Annotated in this window: 12 protein-coding genes; 5 read left to right on the top strand and 7 right to left on the bottom strand. The window is 44.9% G+C overall.

Features of this window, described 5'->3' with window-relative positions:
• Positions 1-3 precede the first annotated feature (3 nt).
• Both cydB and cydX read left to right on the top strand, forming a co-directional pair.
• Positions 4-1,143, top strand: a complete 1,140-nt coding sequence (cydB, locus tag Q1A86_RS13235; protein WP_299807288.1) for a cytochrome d ubiquinol oxidase subunit II — start codon at positions 4-6, stop codon at positions 1,141-1,143.
• A 15-nt stretch (positions 1,144-1,158) separates the two neighbouring features.
• Positions 1,159-1,275 carry a cytochrome bd-I oxidase subunit CydX gene (gene cydX / locus Q1A86_RS13230; protein WP_299807286.1) on the top strand — a complete coding sequence of 39 codons (117 nt, stop codon included), beginning with the start codon at positions 1,159-1,161 and terminating at the stop codon, positions 1,273-1,275.
• Between the two features lie 630 nt (positions 1,276-1,905).
• Here the strand turns inward: cydX and Q1A86_RS13225 are convergent.
• Together Q1A86_RS13225 and Q1A86_RS13220 are read right to left on the bottom strand one after the other, a co-directional pair.
• Entirely contained in the window at positions 1,906-2,478 is a 573-nt protein-coding gene (locus tag Q1A86_RS13225; protein WP_299807284.1) for a hypothetical protein, read from the bottom strand.
• A 501-nt stretch (positions 2,479-2,979) separates the two neighbouring features.
• The gene (locus tag Q1A86_RS13220; RefSeq protein ID WP_299807283.1) at positions 2,980-4,983 is read right to left on the bottom strand and encodes a methyl-accepting chemotaxis protein; all 2,004 of its coding nucleotides are present in this window, start codon (positions 4,981-4,983) and stop codon (positions 2,980-2,982) included.
• Positions 4,984-5,252: 269 nt separating this feature from the next.
• Here Q1A86_RS13220 and Q1A86_RS13215 point away from each other — a divergent pair, with 269 nt between their 5' ends.
• Positions 5,253-5,507, top strand: coding sequence for a YdcH family protein (locus Q1A86_RS13215; protein WP_299807281.1), 255 nt, complete (start codon positions 5,253-5,255; stop codon positions 5,505-5,507).
• Here Q1A86_RS13215 and Q1A86_RS13210 read toward each other — a convergent pair.
• Together Q1A86_RS13210 and Q1A86_RS13205 are read right to left on the bottom strand one after the other, a co-directional pair.
• Complete coding sequence (locus Q1A86_RS13210; protein ID WP_299807279.1) at positions 5,455-8,577, bottom strand: efflux RND transporter permease subunit; 3,123 nt, start codon at positions 8,575-8,577, stop codon at positions 5,455-5,457. The two genes, Q1A86_RS13215 and Q1A86_RS13210, sit on opposite strands and share 53 nt — an antisense overlap.
• A gap of 5 nt (positions 8,578-8,582) precedes the next feature.
• Positions 8,583-9,695 carry an efflux RND transporter periplasmic adaptor subunit gene (locus tag Q1A86_RS13205; RefSeq protein WP_299807277.1) on the bottom strand — a complete coding sequence of 371 codons (1,113 nt, stop codon included), beginning with the start codon at positions 9,693-9,695 and terminating at the stop codon, positions 8,583-8,585.
• Positions 9,696-9,888: 193 nt separating this feature from the next.
• On the opposite strand from Q1A86_RS13205, the gene Q1A86_RS13200 reads away from it, so the two are divergent.
• Positions 9,889-10,503: a TetR/AcrR family transcriptional regulator gene (locus Q1A86_RS13200; protein ID WP_299807275.1), complete on the top strand. Its 615-nt coding sequence runs from the start codon at positions 9,889-9,891 to the stop codon at positions 10,501-10,503.
• Positions 10,504-10,673: 170 nt separating this feature from the next.
• Complete coding sequence (locus Q1A86_RS13195) at positions 10,674-11,573, top strand: DUF6268 family outer membrane beta-barrel protein (protein WP_299807273.1); 900 nt, start codon at positions 10,674-10,676, stop codon at positions 11,571-11,573.
• Between the two features lie 19 nt (positions 11,574-11,592).
• Here Q1A86_RS13195 and Q1A86_RS13190 read toward each other — a convergent pair whose 3' ends face one another.
• The 3 genes from Q1A86_RS13190 to Q1A86_RS13180 all read right to left on the bottom strand — a co-directional run bounded on the left by Q1A86_RS13190 (position 11,593) and on the right by Q1A86_RS13180 (position 15,215).
• Positions 11,593-12,168 (bottom strand): chalcone isomerase family protein, encoded by a 576-nt coding sequence (locus Q1A86_RS13190; RefSeq protein ID WP_299807271.1) that lies wholly within the window; start codon positions 12,166-12,168, stop codon positions 11,593-11,595.
• A 29-nt stretch (positions 12,169-12,197) separates the two neighbouring features.
• Positions 12,198-12,677 (bottom strand): DUF2947 domain-containing protein, encoded by a 480-nt coding sequence (locus Q1A86_RS13185; protein WP_299807269.1) that lies wholly within the window; start codon positions 12,675-12,677, stop codon positions 12,198-12,200.
• Positions 12,678-12,785: 108 nt separating this feature from the next.
• A complete protein-coding gene (locus Q1A86_RS13180) occupies positions 12,786-15,215 on the bottom strand; it encodes a 6-hydroxymethylpterin diphosphokinase MptE-like protein (RefSeq protein ID WP_299807267.1) in 2,430 nt (809 codons plus the stop codon).
• Positions 15,216-15,450: the final 235 nt, after the last annotated feature.

Here is a 15,450-nt window from a genome sequence, read left to right as displayed (position 1 = left end):
ATTATGTTTGATTATGAAATGTTAAGATTCATCTGGTGGGCACTGATTGGTGTGCTTTTCATCGGATTCGCTGTCACCGACGGCTTCGATATGGGTGTAGGTGCCTTATTACCGATTATCGGTAAAGATGACACCGACCGCCGTATCATGATTAACTCTATTGCACCGCACTGGGATGGTAACCAAGTTTGGTTAATCACCGCTGGTGGTGCATTGTTCGCAGCTTGGCCTATGGTCTATGGCGTGTCTTTCTCTGGTTTCTACGTGGCAATGATGTTGACTTTGTTTGCATTGTTCATGCGTCCAGTAGGCTTTGATTACCGCTCTAAGATTGAAGATCCAAGATGGCGTAAGTCTTGGGACTGGGCACTGTTTGCTGGTGGCTTCGTTCCGCCGCTAATTATCGGTGTTGCGTTTGGTAACTTGCTACAAGGTGTTCCGTTTAACTTCGATGAATACCTACGTGCAACATACCACGGCGGTTTCTTCGGTCTACTTAACGGCTTTGGTATTCTAGCTGGCCTAGTGAGCGTGAGCATGTTTATGCTTCAAGGTTCAACTTGGTTACAGATGAAGACGGAAGGCGAGCTACGCGTTAGAGCTGCTAAGATGTCGCAGCTGCTATCGGTAGCGCTATTCGTATTCTTCGGCGCAGCGGGTGTATGGTTAGTTAACGGTATTGATGGTTACGTGATTACTTCAGCTATCGACACTTATGGTGTTTCTGACCCAACCCTTAAAACGGTTGCAGTTGAAGCGGGCGCTTGGTTAGTGAACTACGATAAGTACCCACTGACTATGGCGTTCCCAGTAATTGGTCTACTTATGCCTATCTTAGTATTGCTATGTAGCCGCATGAACCGCTCAGGTTTTGCGTTCTTCTTTAGCTCACTAGGTATTGCTGCGGTTATCCTAACGTGTGGTGCAGCTATGTTCCCATTCGTTATGCCATCTTCACTAGAGCCAAACGTAAGTTTGACTATGTGGGATTCGACTGCGAGTGAGATGTCATTGACTGTAATGACATGGGCTGCAATCATCTTTGTACCGATTGTACTTAGCTACACGGTTTGGACTTACTTGAAGATGTTTGGTCGCTTATCTCGCGATTTCATCCAAAAGAACAAGACCTCACTTTACTAATAAGGAGCCTAGATTATGTGGTATTTCGCTTGGATTTTAGGCGTATTGTTAGCCTGTTCGTTTGGTATTATCAACGCCTTATGGCTTGAGACGACTGAGAACATGGACCGTGAAGCTGAGAGCGAAGATTAATCTTCTACTATCGCTAAATGGTTAAATAAGAGCCCCGCAAATGCGGGGCTTTTTGTTTTTAAAGAAGGTGAAAGAAGGGACTAGGTCCTAGGAAGATCAGGTTATAGGACCTAGGAAAAGCAGGTGCTAGGAAAAGCAAAGAAGGTAAAAGCTAAGATGGTGCAAGCCGAGCGGCCTGCGGCCTGCGGCCTTACGGAACGTTCGCAGGCTCACTCAGGGAAAAGAAGGGCGCTGGGCTTCTAGGGACTGGGGCGCGGCTTCGCCACTTCGAGAGCGCTTCTAGGAAAAGCTAATAAAGAAGGTTCGAGGTGCTAGGATGTTCGCTGGCTCACTTCTAGATCCTAGGGAAAACAAAGATGGAAAAGAGCAACGGCCTGCGGCCTTACGGAAAAGCAAAGATAAAAGCCTAGTTCCTATTCTGTTGTAGGTTGGGCTTTAGCCCATCAAGCTTTTAATGATAGTGCTAGACGGTAAGGGACGGTAAGGGACGGTAAGGGACGGTAAGGGACGGTAAGGGACGGTAAGAGACGGTAAGAGACGTTAACAAACAGTAAGGGAGTATTGTCGCTGGCAGAAACGCTGCGATTAGGCCTCTTTAGAAGCCTAGATCAAGATTGGCATTGCAACAGCTTAAAGCTCGGCGCGGTAGATAAATAGCGCGGTGTCGGTGACCATTTCAGACACTGGGGTGTCGTTAAAGCTTTGTGTTGCTTGATCCACGACTAAATGTTTTCTGTCACCGATTTTGTCTAACGATTTGACGCTATAACAATTTGCAGAAGTGCGCAGATCGCAGCCTTTAGTCATAGGCTCAGTGGTAAAGTAAGTTGCATAGATTGCTATTTCATTGACCTTTTCATCTTTGGTATGAAGCACTTTAATTTCGGCAACGCCATCAATGGTTTCATCGGTCATTAAGCGGTTTACTGCGCGTTGGTATTGCTGTTTATAGGTCGCCGCATCCTTACTCACAAACAGGTAAGATTCAAAGCCAAACTCCTCCAGTTTGTTGCCTAGATCTGTAGCAAACGTTTCACCCACTTCAAAAAGAAAACCATTTGCTGCGGGGCTGTCTTCATAGGTGGTGTTGAGTCCGTTTCCGGCGACAATCAACAGCTTTTTTCCTTGTACAGTATTGCTCTGCGGGCTGGCACAGCCTGTCATGATAATGATGAAGGTGACTAAGAATAAGTTGCGTAACATATTTGTACTCGTAATGGGGTTGAGGTTGGTATTTTTTAAATACGAAATTGGCGCGATTATAATTCGAGGTCAGCTAATAAAACTAGCTGTGATAACAATAAATGCATATTAAATCAATGGTGTAGTTAATTTTTATGGGCTATTTAAAATATAAAAGGCAACAGTAATCTCACTGTTGCCTTCATGGACTCATCTATAGATAGGGTGGTTTAGGCGAAAGATATACCAATCAGTATAAGAAGTTGATCTACTCAGAGCGTTTTTTGGCAAACTAATTCAAGGCGAATAACTGAAAGAATGGTCGCTCCCTTGTAAAGTTAATCAACGCAGAAGTGGGCAGCCAAAAACGCTCCAGAATGGCGAGTTTTAGCGGCTCTGATCCTGCGACTCTTAAGTAACAAGAGGGAGCTTAAACGTAGAATAACTATGCTCTTCACTCGTTGCTTTGTCTCAGTGCCGCTAAACTCTCGCTGAGCGATCAAATCTTTATACTGATTGGTATCACGCCTTAAACACGCTGATCTTAGTATTAATCTCATTGGCGATAGCTGCCAAGCTTTCTGCCGAGTCAACACTATCTCCTGCACGCTGCTCACCATCTCTGGCAAGCTCGGTAATTTGGTGCAGGTTACGGGTGATCTCTTCTGCGACGGCGCTTTGCTGCTCGGTGGCACTGGCGATACTGCTGGCGGTTGTTGCGAGTTCGGCAATGCTGGTGTTGATCTCAATGAGCTGGGTGATCGCTTCGTTGCCTTGCGCTGCAGATACATCGCCAAGTTCATTACTTTGATTCATCTGCTCTGTCGTGAGTTTGACTTGAGATTGCAGCTGAGTGATGGTTTGCGAGATCTCGGCGATAGAGGTTTGCGTGCGTTGGGCGAGAGTACGCACCTCATCGGCGACCACGGCGAAGCCTCGGCCTTGCTCGCCCGCTCTGGCAGCTTCAATTGCCGCATTTAGCGCAAGGAGATTTGTCTGCTCGGCAATGCTGTTAATGACCTCGGTCACCTGACTAATTGCTTGGCTCTCTTTATTAACTTTCTCTACACTGTTGTGGCTTTCAGTTAGCTGGTGACTCAAGCTTTGCAGTCCATTGACGAGAGTATTTAAGTTCGTTTGACCGCCCTTAGCCGCATCATCCACCCGCTGACTCATAGTTGCGCCTTCACAGGCATGATTAGCCACGTCACGCACCGAGGCTGACATTTCCTCGATGGCAGTGGCTATTTGGTCTGTTTGCGCCATTAGGGATTGTGCTTCTTCACCATTAAGGCGGGCAGTTTCTTGGGTATGGTTAGAGTGAGCCTGCAGTGCGGTAACGGATTGCTGCAGAGCTAAAATCAACTCTCTTAAGTTGATAGCCATCTTAGAGGTGCTACTGGTGATGAGGTCGACCTCATTTTTACTATCGGTATCGATTGCCGCAAAGCTTTGAGAAAGATCGCCAGCTCCTAACTTCTCTAATTGACCTTGCAAGCAGCCTAGAGGTTTAAGTGCTCTTATCAATACTTGCGATAGCAGTAGCGTTATCACTATCATGCCAATCACAGAGACGGCCATGTTGATATTAAGTAAGCTGACACTCTCTTCATTGAGTTCTGCTGCGTCAACCTGGCCAATAAGTAACCAGTCCCAACCTGGAATATTAATGGTATAAGCGTAAGCTTTAACCCCTTGGTTGTTGGTGTACTCCCAAGAACCTTGGTGAGCGAGAGCCTGCTCAATATTGATGCCATCAAGCATTTTACCAGAGACCTTTGTACCAGCTTGATGCTGAGGGTGGGAAATAACCGTTAAATCTGATTTATGAACCAGTAGGTAGCTGCCTGACTCTTCCAGTTGTAGCTTATTAATAGCTTCGCGTAATTGAGCTAACGAATTACTGATATCGAATCCGATATACAAGATCCCGATCGTGTCACCGCCACTGTTTTTAATCGGGCGATAGATGGTCATGTAATCTTTGCCAAATAATTGCGCGTAACCTTCATAGCTCTCACCTTTCAAGGCGGCGCTGTAAGCTGGATGATCTTTATCTAGATTAGTGCCGAGTGCACGCTTTCCATCTGATTTCTTAAGGGATGTTGAGATGCGGATAAAGTTATCACCGTCTCTGACAAACACGGTCGCGTTGCCACCAGTGAGTTTAGAGTAGCGGTCGACCTTACTCTTGGTGGCGTTAATCTGTTCCTTTTCATGTCTTAGTGCTGGAGTTTCTACTCCCATCACTCTGACTGTTTTATTCGGTTTATAGAAGCTACCTGGATACATAGCACGAAACACATCGGCATTGCGTTCGGCGAGTGACAGTAGGCTTTCATATTGAAGCTCAATTAAGTCTGCAGTTCCTTCTGTTTGCGCTTGCATAGCGCTGATCCCTTTATCTCTTAGGACATCGGAGGCGGTTAAGTAGGATACACAACCGAGAAAGCCAAAAACGACTACGGTTAATAGTAAAGCGAGCAAGCCTATTTGTTTGGCTATTGGCCAATTCTTATAATTCATATCAATTCAAGTTTGCTGATGGTGGAAACAATGTAATTGATATTGAATAAAAATTGATTGATGTATGTCTAATATGTGACCTTAAGTCAGTCTGGTGTAAATGAGCTGAACATAACAATTGTGAACGGAAAATAATCAATACTAGTAGCTAAGCGTAAACCGAATGGCGATAATAGGTATCACCATTGTTAGCCATTGATTGAATTGTCTTTGAGGCTTGGGCTGAATTCGATTCAATATGGCTGGCTTTGAATGAATAGGAGAAGCATATGTTGGGCGAAAATCACCTACTTACCCATGAATTTCCAGAATATTTGGCCGCAATTATTGAGCTCAAAACGAGCAATAATGCATTTTGCGAGTTAGCGAAACGCTATCATCGACTCGATCATCAAATTCGTGGGCTTGAAAAAAATGAAGTGCCTACCAGTGATAAGCACTTCATCGAATTAAAAGCCGAGCGTGCCGTGCTTAAAGATCAAATTTTTCACTTACTAGTGGCTCACTCGAAACAGGCTGATTAAGTCGTTGCTTATTAAAGTGCTGGCTACTAAGGCGCTTAGGTCTCATCAGCAGATGATACATAGTCGGTACCCAGACCAAAGACAGTAATGTGGTGAGCAGGGTACCGCCGGCAATTGCAATAGCAAAGGGGGGCCAGAAGCCCCCTCCGGCAATAATAAGCGGTAAGAAACCACCTATAGTGGTAATGGTTGTGGATCCGATATGACGACCACAGCTTGTGACCAAGTCAACAATCGTTTGTTTGTCTCCAGCTCGCGTAGCTGGCACTTCTTCAAGTTCGGCTAAAATCACAATCGCGGCGTTGATCGCAAGCCCCATTAGTCCCAGTAAGCCAATAATCACGGTAAAACCAAACGGATAACCGAAACTGTATACCGCTAATAGTCCTAGTCCAGCAGATTGCATGGCGCTGAATAAGATAATCGCGGTTAGCCTAAACGAATTAAACGACAGTACGACCGTGGCCAGCAGTAAAGTGACGACAAGTACCAGATTCGACATTAGGTTGCCGACAGCCTCGTTTCGTTTAGCACTCTCACCACCTAACTCCAATCGATAGCCACTGGGTAATGCGATGTCTGATAATCTTTGACTCACGTTATCCACCACGGTTTGTGGCAACACGCCTGAGGTGATGTAGGCCTCAATGGTATTGACTCGCTGGCCATCACGTCTTGGGATAGCACCGCGACTGACCTCGATTTCGCTAGTAGAGATTGCTGATAGTGGGATCCCTTTACCTTGGCTTGACACTAAGGTGATTTCGGCCAGCTTGGTCTGCTCCTCTCTGGTGCTGTCATTGAGTCTAACTCTCACTGGCAGGGACTCGGTTTGCTCTAAGATGCTGCCGCCGTTAATACCTGTGGTGGCCATCTCCACTTGTTTGGCAATATCGGTCAGAGATAGGCCGCTCATCAGACTGGCATCTTCATCTATCTGTAGCCAAACCTTAGGCGCGCCAGCGCTTAAGGTGGCGCGAGTGTGAATGACATCTGCTGTATCAGACAAGGCTTTACGTACTTGCTCACCAAGCAATTTGAGTTGATCCAGGTTAGGGCCAAAAATTCGCACCTCAACAGGGGCATTAAAGGGAGGGCCCTGCTCAAGCTTACGCACAATTATTTGCGCCTGTGGGTAACGTTTGTCTAATGACTGCTGTAACTGAGGAATAAGCATATTTGCCGTATCAAAATCGTTGACTTTGACCATGGCCTGAGCGTAATGACTCGCTCCTTGTTGACGCTGGAGTAAGTTGTAATAAAAAGAGGGGGCATTACCGCCAACAACCCAGTCTATTCGAGTTATACCTGCTGTTGCGCGCAGATCGGCATCAATAAGGTTAACCTGCTCCCGAGTATTAGCAAGACTAGCGTGAGGCGCTAAGTAGACCTCAATCTGAAACATGTCTCTATCTGATGGCGGAAAGAACTGCTCGGTCATCTTGCCTGCTGCGATAAAGCCCATAATAGGTAAAACGCCAATGACGACGGCGGCAAGTAACGGGCGTGCTAGTGCCAATGTCAAAGTTTGCCTAAAGGCGTTGCTCAGCCATGGCAAATTAATACCGTGTTGATACCAGTGCGTGCCTTTACCATCGACGCCAAAGCGGCCGGCAAGTCCGGCAATAATGGTGTGCGAGATAATAAACGAGCCGAGTAGGGCAAACATTACCGAGATGGCAATGCCGCCGACAAATTCACCGGCAGCGCCAGGCATCAATACGATGGGGGCAAAGGCCAGCATGGTGGTAATGGTTGAACCTGCTAAAGGTAACCAAAGGTGTTGTAAGGTTTGTTTCACGGCTTGGATCCTATCCATACCGCTTTGACGACGCTGGGAAATTGCGTCGACAATGACAATCGCGTTATCGACCATAATACCTAGCGCGACCACAAGCCCTGTGACTGACATTTGATGGATAGGCAGGCCTATGAACTTCATACAGGCTAAAGTAAAGAGGGCGGTAAGCGGTAAAGAGAGTGACACGATAACGGCATTTCTTAATCCAAGGGTTAGCATGAGTACCGCAAGGATGATGATGAAACCGAGTAACAAACTGCCAATAAGATCGCTTAGTCTTTCAGTGGTATAGCTTTCTTGGTCGAATAGCCATTCAATTTCAATATTTGCTGGAATGCTGCTTTGTAATTCAATAACCGATTGACGCACTTGCGCGAGCCATAAATCGACTCGGGTATTGCTGAGCATTCTGGCTGCAACCATCACGCCTTGCTCTTGGTCGATGAGTGCAATGCTATTGGCTGGCTCTTTTGGCTGACGGGTGATGCTGGCAATATCGGCTAGGCGAATTATTTGGCCGCTAGCAGTGACCTTAAGTGGAACTTGGCTAATACGAGCGAGGGAGTCGAGTTCGCCAGACACTTCGACTAAGGCGCGAAACTCCTGATTATTGATCTCACCCGCAGACACCTTAGCGTCAGCATTTTGCAGAATTTGCGCGATAGTTTTAGCCGATAATTGCAGTTGGTTGACCTTGTTACCATCGAGCTGGACCAAGATCTCTTCGGCAGGTTGGCCGTAGAGGTTAACAAAATCGGTGCCGCTGAGTAGACGAAGCCGACTCTGTAGTTCCTTAGCATATCGATTTAACATATCGGTACGCACCACGCCGCTGCCGCGCCAAACAATGCCCAATATCGCAGTATTAGCATATCCGAGTTGATCATCAAGGGTCGAGTTTTGCGCCGACTGTGGCAACAAGCCTTTGGCATCGGCAATTAAGTCTCGAGCCCGTGACCATACCGGTGCAGTTTCAATCACATCATCTTTGAGCTCAAGCTGGATAACTGAGATCCCAGGCCGAGAGGTAGATTGTACTAACTTGAGCTCTTCTAACCGTCTGAGCTCGCTCTCTAATACCTCGGTGACCAAGGCTTCGACACGTTCGGCGGAGGCTCCTGGATAATGGGTAATTACCGAAGCAAAACGGTTGGTGATCTCAGGATCTTCCATGCGGGGTAGGTTCGTGATGGCACCGAAGCCTGCAACTATCAAGAGCGCAATGACAAGGCTGATCAGGCGGCCGTTCTCAACTAATGATTTAACCATCTGCTTTACCTCGTCGCTAACTTCGCTTGTCGAGTCACAAGCTGACCTGCGACGAGTTTATGCAAGCCCTGTGAAACATACTGCTCATCAGGACTAATCGCTCCCTTGATAAAGGCCTTATCTTTGGCTGCATAGACTATTTCGACATCGCGGCGCTCGATACTAAAGAGCTGCTCATCCGATGGTTTTACGATGTAAATATTCCATAGCCCACGTATACCATCGGTTAGCGCCGAAAGGGGCACCCAATAGCCTCGGCTATCTATGACTTTATCGTAATTAAGGTAGCTAAGTTCACCGTTTATCACCTTGGCATCGGTAGGCAAGGTTAATCTGAGTTCGACGGTTCGTGTCACAGGGTCGAGCTCGGCGCCAATACCGGCAATGCTAGCTTGGTAATTTTGCTGCCTTACCGTTACTGGGACCACTTGCCCAGTTTTTAACTGCGTTGCGATTTCCACTGGCACACCAATATAGGCCTGTACATTGTTATGTTCAATCAAGGTATAGACGGGGCTGCCGACATTAATGACTTCGCCTAAGTTATGGCTGCGCTTGCTGATCACGCCTGTGAAGGGGGCCAGTAAGTCTGATTTGTCTATTTTTAATTGATTAGCAAGTTGTGACGCTGTTAAGCGGTTTTTTGCCGCCTGTAAGCTATTGAGCTGCCCTTTTAGCTCATCTAATTGTTGCTCAGATACATAGCCTTGTTTTTGTAGTTCTAAACTTCTATCTAAGGTTGCCCTGGCTAAATCTAAGTCGGCTTTATTTTGTGCAAGGCTTGCGTCTAGCTCATTTTTTTCGGCCATCAATAGTCGGGTATCAAGTTTTGCGAGTAACTGGCCTTGTTTAACCTTGTCGCCACTATCCACTGCTAAGGTTTTAATTTTTCCAGCAAGTTCAAAGCCTATACCTGTGGTATTACCCGCCCTAATTGTGCCAGAAAATTGCTGAACGAATTGATATCCTTCGCTGAGAGTTAATGGCTCTGCATTAACAGACTGATAACTCGGAGTCGAGGTTTGTTCGACTACGGAATCTTGGCATGCTGGCAATAGAGTGACTGCTACTAAGCTCAGCAGTAGCTTACGACGAGCTATACCTCTTTTGATATTCATTACTTTCAGCCTATATTGGTAACGCAATTTAGCACGTTAGGTTAAATATTGGTTAAACTGGACTGCCTAGTCTAGTGCTTGGAAACTAGACTGTCTAGTCTATTTGGCCATTAAATGGACTGCACAGTCTAACTTGTGCTTAAATAACACGATTGATTTACCAACATGGCCAAACTCAGGAGTGAAGCCCTTTATGAATGCACCAGTATTGAATCGAAGCGAGCAAAAGCGTGAACAGATCTTGCAGGCAGCAAAGGATCTATTTTGTGAGCAGGGCTTTCCTAATACCAGCATGGATGAAGTGGCCAAGTTAGCGGGGGTCTCAAAGCAAACGGTTTATTCACATTTTGGCTGTAAAGACGATCTCTTTGTCGCATCTATCGAATCCAAGTGTTTAGTGCATGGCGTAAACCAAGAGCTTCTATCAGATCCATCGACTCCAGAAGCCAGCTTATCTTTGTTTGCAAAACACTTTGGTGAGGTGATCACTAGCCCTGAAGCCGTCACTGTTTTTAAAGCTTGTGTGTCACAAGCCGACTCGCATCCTGAGATCTCACAGTTATTTTATAATGCTGGGCCTAAGCATATTTTAGGTTTGCTACGTGATTATCTTGTGAATGTTTCTACACTGGGGGTATATGAGTTTAATCACCCTCAACATTGTGCTGTGCGCCTTTGCTTGATGATTTTTGGTGAAGTACGTATGAGGCTTGATCTTGGGCTAGATGTGAGCGACCTTCTCCCTGAGCGAGAGCGATATATTAACGACACAGTAGAGATGTTTTTACGAGCATATAGAGTCGCTTAATTATCGACACAATAATAGGGGCCGTTGGCTCCTTTTTTATTTCAGCTCTCGGTGCAGATAAACATAATTTTTGATGGATAGTTATAAAGTGATCCTATAGCTTGAGATTAACGTAAGTTAGAGTCATTAAAATAATATAACGAGTATTATTAGCTAATGGAGTTAGCAATATGAAAAAGTCTTTGGCTTTAAATTCGTTGGTCTTGTTGACCTTACTCCCCATTTCGCAGGGTTTTGCTAATGCGAAGCCGCCATCCTCTTCATATCGACCTAGCCCTTTTAGCCTGAGTGCGTCGCGGATCACGACCAGTACAGCCGATGTAGGAGATGCAGGTAATGAGTTGCAGCGTGATCAGTGGATGTTTGATTTCAAAGCCAGTATGTCGTTAAACAGGCAGTGGTCGATTGGAGCGGGGGGGGGTTACGATAATCTTGATTATGATTGGCGCTCGCCAAGTTTGCGCGATAACACCCAAACTTGGGATAAGATTGAGCGTTACAGAGCGAGTTTAACGCTTTCATATCGGCCTAATAAACACTGGATGTTTATGTTAGCGCCAAAGCTGCAATATGCTTATGCCGATACGGCGTCAGCCAGTAATGCTGAGAGTTATGGTGCGGTGTTGTCAGGTATGTACCGCTTCGATTCTGGCAATATGTTAGGTTTCGGCGTGGCTTACTTAAACGATATTGATGAAGTCAGAACCGTGCCATTTTTAGCGGTGAACTGGCAAATTACTGAAAACTTGAGACTCGGTAATCCCTTCTCGGCAGGCTTTAGTGGCCCTGCGGGTCTGGAGCTGAGTTATCAATTAAGTTCTGATTGGAATGTGGGTCTTGGTACGTCAAAACGCACAAACCGATTTCTTATTGCCGATGAAAAACAGACGGCGGAAATTGAGGAGTGGGTGAGTTTTGCCAGAGTGGGTTGGGATATTTCCCGCTCGGTAAGCGTTAATGCCTACGCGGGGTATTTCTTTAATGGCGAGTTAGAGTTAAATCCACAAAATACCAAAGAGAATATCGACAACCAAGGCGCAGCGGCCTTGGATGTCACATTTAAATTTTAGATTGACTCTAAAGTTTAAATTACTCGCCCAACATGGCTTCTTTTAGGCTGTCTTGGGCAGGTTCTTTTCCTAACCAAATCTTTAATACCGCTTGGCGGAAATCTTCGCCGGCGATTGTCGCTTGAGCCTGACCATTTTTATAAGCGGTCACGCCAGTGGCTTTATCTGCAAGCAAGGTAAATTGGTCGCCCTCAACAATTTCTGCGCTAAATAGCCCCATAAACTGCTCGATTTTTGCTGCAATCGGCGCGGTATTGCCATCGGTTGCATCATCAAACCCTTGGTTAATCGCATCTTTCATCTTATCGGCAGTGATCATGCCTGATGTGATATTAAGACGAACGGCGCTGCTGGGGGCATCGATTACCGCTTGGGCTGAATCTAGGTTTGTAGGCACATATAAGCTACCAACATACAAGTCGATAAAGAACTTACTGCGCACGCCAGCACCGTTAAGCACCAGAGTTTTGCCGTCGAGTTGCACCGAATCATCGAGTTGTACGCCAGAGACTTCTTTAGCCTGTAGTGCCGATGAAACTAACATGCTTGTTGCTAGCACACTGGTTGCTAATAGTAGGGTAGAGAGGGACTTCATAAAAACCTCAAAAAATAAAAACGCGGTAATTAACCGCGAGAACCTAACTGGAATTGGCCGCTTTGGTGGAATATTGCAGCTTGTTTTTGTTTTGGAGAGACCAGCAGTGGACCATCATCGAAGAACAGGAAGCACTTCCAGTTACGTACAAAAACATCCCAGCGTGTTTCAATTACTTGGTATTTTTCATAGCAAAAATAAACGGTTGCATCATCAGTCCAATCAAAGTGCTCGATAAAGCCTTCTGGTAGAGCGGTTTCTTCACTGTCCCAAGGGCCCTGCCAGTCTTCAGTTAACACCCAAGCACTGTCTTTGGCTGCCCAGTCACCTTTGGTGAACTGTTCGGTGCGGCTACTCTTGTTGCTAATCCATTTATTCCATACTTCCATCGACGACTTTTGATCGAGCGGTGAGATCAACGCCTTATCTTCATCGCTAACCGGAAGATCTTTATGATTAAAAATCCATTTACGTTTGTATTGTTCAAATGGAATATAAGTATGTGCCAAGCGATGCTCTCCGAAACCAAATCATAGAAAATTAATGATGGCGATTATAAGACTTTGTATGGGATTTAGATACCGCTGCTAACACAATGTTGGCAGCGGCTTGAGGCGTTAAGCTATCTTGGCTAATTGATTGATTGCAATTTGATTGTTTGGGTCAAGGTTAAGTACTTGGTTAAAGACATCTTTAGCCGTTTGTATTTGTTCGATTTCATACAGAAATGAGCCCAACTTTAACCATATTAAGATGTCATTAGGATATTTATTTAGATAATCCATATAGGTGTTCAACGCGAGTTGATCTTGCCCTTGAAGCTTGAGTAAATGTGCATATTGGGGCAGGTACTCATCGCTTAAACTTACCAACTGTTGTAATGCAAGGGCTGCTAGTTCTAGTTGACCAAGTTTTAGTGACAACACACTCACTTGTTTAAACTCAACTTCAGTAAATAGATTAGAACCTAACTCTAGCAATGTAGTGAGTGCCTGTTGAGGCTTGCCCTGTAGATCTAAACAGTAGGAGTCAGCTAAGTGATACAAGCGTTTTGCTAGATCACTTTCTACAGCCCGAGGCTTGAGTGTGCTAGCCATGAGTGTAAGTCCTTGAAGGTTTTTCTTGATGACCAAAGTCATTATCTTATTAAAGGCTTCTTCAAGGGAGTAACCCGCTGCAAGCTTTGACTGGTAACGCTGATGATCGGTTAGTTGTAACTGAAACTCATGAGCCAAAGGTTCTAATGCTAATACTTCTTCTGTAGATAGTTCACGAGTTAAATAATGTGTCCAGACGAGTGAACGTCCTGGTTGATTATCTTGTAGCCATTGTTGAATTAGAGGCTCCACATCGCTTTGTGGGTTTAATTCGTCAAGGCGTGAAAGGCAGCGTTGTTGTGCTTGCTTGAAGATGACTTCAAGCTTTGTAGACACGCTGATAAACGCCTCATAGTAGTTGGCTGTCATCTGCTCAACGTGTACTTGAGACCACTGACTACTCTCAGTTGTAGAGAGAAAACGGCTAAATTCCAAGTAGCCGTAGAATTTAATGACTTTAGCAAGCTTACCGTGATGTTTATTGATCTTGTGTTCAATTTTATCTAGCTGTTCTGCTTGGTCTCGTTTTTGATTGAGTTTTAGGGCATTGGTTGCCAATTTTAATATTGCCTGTAGGGATGACACGGCCTCACTCATCTGTTTTAGACAATATTGGTAGTGCTTTTTCAAATCAACTGTTTGGCTATCAACGAATGAAAATAGCTCTTGGTGGCTACAGTTCGCTGCTTCAATAACGATATTATCCAATGCTAGATGAGCCACATTGGCTATGACTGCAGCATTAAGTGATAGGTTGATGACATTGCACTGTGGCAGGGTCGACACCTGATAGGCTAAGGCTTTTTTGGCTTCAGTTAATTGGAAAATAGTCTCGGCTTTATCGCCACTATAAGTTTCAACCCAGTCACCTATATGACCCATATTGGGCCCTAGATTAGCCTCTAGGGTCCCGCTGGTGTGAGTATGCCCAGTTTTCGAGTAGCAAAAATCTGCACCAGTTAGTAGCACTTGAGTAAAACCTAGTTCCGCTGCAATTGTGATAGCTGCATTCGTCACCGTTGGGCCAACAGATTCAATATTGTGTTTATCGTTAGTCTCATCCCATAGCAGGCGATTGCCAGTGAATAGGTGGCGTCCACGCCATTGAGAAAGAATTCTTGAACAGATGTGATAGGAGTGAATGAGCAAAGAGCTGTCATACAATGCCATCATTTCGCTGTTGACTTCTAAGCTAAGCTCTTGGGGATCGACAGAAACAATAATCTGCGGTGGCACTCCTTCTTTGGTTAATTTAGCTGCGACTCTCGAAACCGCAATAATAAAGAGCTTGTCTTTATTATCCTTAATCCATGGCATATGTTCATCTAATGAGGGCCCGCCAGCGGTGACAATACAGGTTTTGCCTTGATAACGTCCTTTTAGGATTGATGCCGGAATATGGTTTTCAGTTAAATTAAGCAGTTGTTGCTCTACGAAGATCTCTTGGTTAAAAGAGGTTTTATGTTCGCATGTTGCTTGATTAACCACAGCCATAACATCACTGCTCAATTGGGCATATTCGGCTAAATGCTGGGCTCTTACACCAAGAGACTGGTGAACGGCAAGCTTATCTTTAATGATGTAAACGGGATTACTACGACTATTGAGTATTTCAGCAAGCTCGTTAATAGTACAAATAGAGACTTGTTGTTTTAATGGCTCAGGGATTTCTACATTGAGTAGCTCCAATACACTATCTAGTTCAACAAATATAAATTGGCTGTCGGCAGGAAGGGATGACTCAAGAACATAGTTGGCAAGTAGCCCTGAATCGATACCGATAATAACATGCAGCTGATTCTCTTTGGCAAACTCGATTTTAAATAATTTGTCGAAGTGAGTTTTCGAATCAATAGTTTCAAAGATTTGGCGATTGACACTAGGTAAGTAGTATTCGTTAAACTGACTTATCGCAAAAGTGTTAAAGGTATTTGGATTGGTGCTTTGCATTTTGTCCTCAGTGTTTTGATCGCGAGTGCTTCGGAACTTGTTATTACACGAGCATTACAGCTAGAAAATCGGTATTCTTTTAATAAAGCAATTTTAATACCACCTTTGTTAAATAAATAGGAGCTAGCTCCTATGAGAATGCTTATTTAGTGGTATAAAGACGTTTTCTGGTTAATCGATGTTGTAGTATGTATGTTTTTCGGTAGTTTACAGCTGATTTTATCGATTAGAGCAG

Source organism: uncultured Shewanella sp., from assembly GCF_947497935.1.
GTDB lineage: Bacteria > Pseudomonadota > Gammaproteobacteria > Enterobacterales > Shewanellaceae > Shewanella.
The sequence above is the reverse complement of the archived record's forward strand: the minus strand, read 5'-3'. Positions and strand labels throughout refer to the sequence as shown.

Coding starts and splice junctions, on each gene's coding strand:
- cydB (WP_299807288.1), top strand. CDS start 4: ATGTTTGATTATGAAATGTTAAGATTCATCTGGTGGGCACTGATTGGT.
- cydX (WP_299807286.1), top strand. CDS start 1,159: ATGTGGTATTTCGCTTGGATTTTAGGCGTATTGTTAGCCTGTTCGTTT.
- Q1A86_RS13225 (WP_299807284.1), bottom strand. CDS start 2,478: ATGTTACGCAACTTATTCTTAGTCACCTTCATCATTATCATGACAGGC.
- Q1A86_RS13220 (WP_299807283.1), bottom strand. CDS start 4,983: ATGAATTATAAGAATTGGCCAATAGCCAAACAAATAGGCTTGCTCGCT.
- Q1A86_RS13215 (WP_299807281.1), top strand. CDS start 5,253: ATGTTGGGCGAAAATCACCTACTTACCCATGAATTTCCAGAATATTTG.
- Q1A86_RS13210 (WP_299807279.1), bottom strand. CDS start 8,577: ATGGTTAAATCATTAGTTGAGAACGGCCGCCTGATCAGCCTTGTCATT.
- Q1A86_RS13205 (WP_299807277.1), bottom strand. CDS start 9,695: ATGAATATCAAAAGAGGTATAGCTCGTCGTAAGCTACTGCTGAGCTTA.
- Q1A86_RS13200 (WP_299807275.1), top strand. CDS start 9,889: ATGAATGCACCAGTATTGAATCGAAGCGAGCAAAAGCGTGAACAGATC.
- Q1A86_RS13195 (WP_299807273.1), top strand. CDS start 10,674: ATGAAAAAGTCTTTGGCTTTAAATTCGTTGGTCTTGTTGACCTTACTC.
- Q1A86_RS13190 (WP_299807271.1), bottom strand. CDS start 12,168: ATGAAGTCCCTCTCTACCCTACTATTAGCAACCAGTGTGCTAGCAACA.
- Q1A86_RS13180 (WP_299807267.1), bottom strand. CDS start 15,215: ATGCAAAGCACCAATCCAAATACCTTTAACACTTTTGCGATAAGTCAG.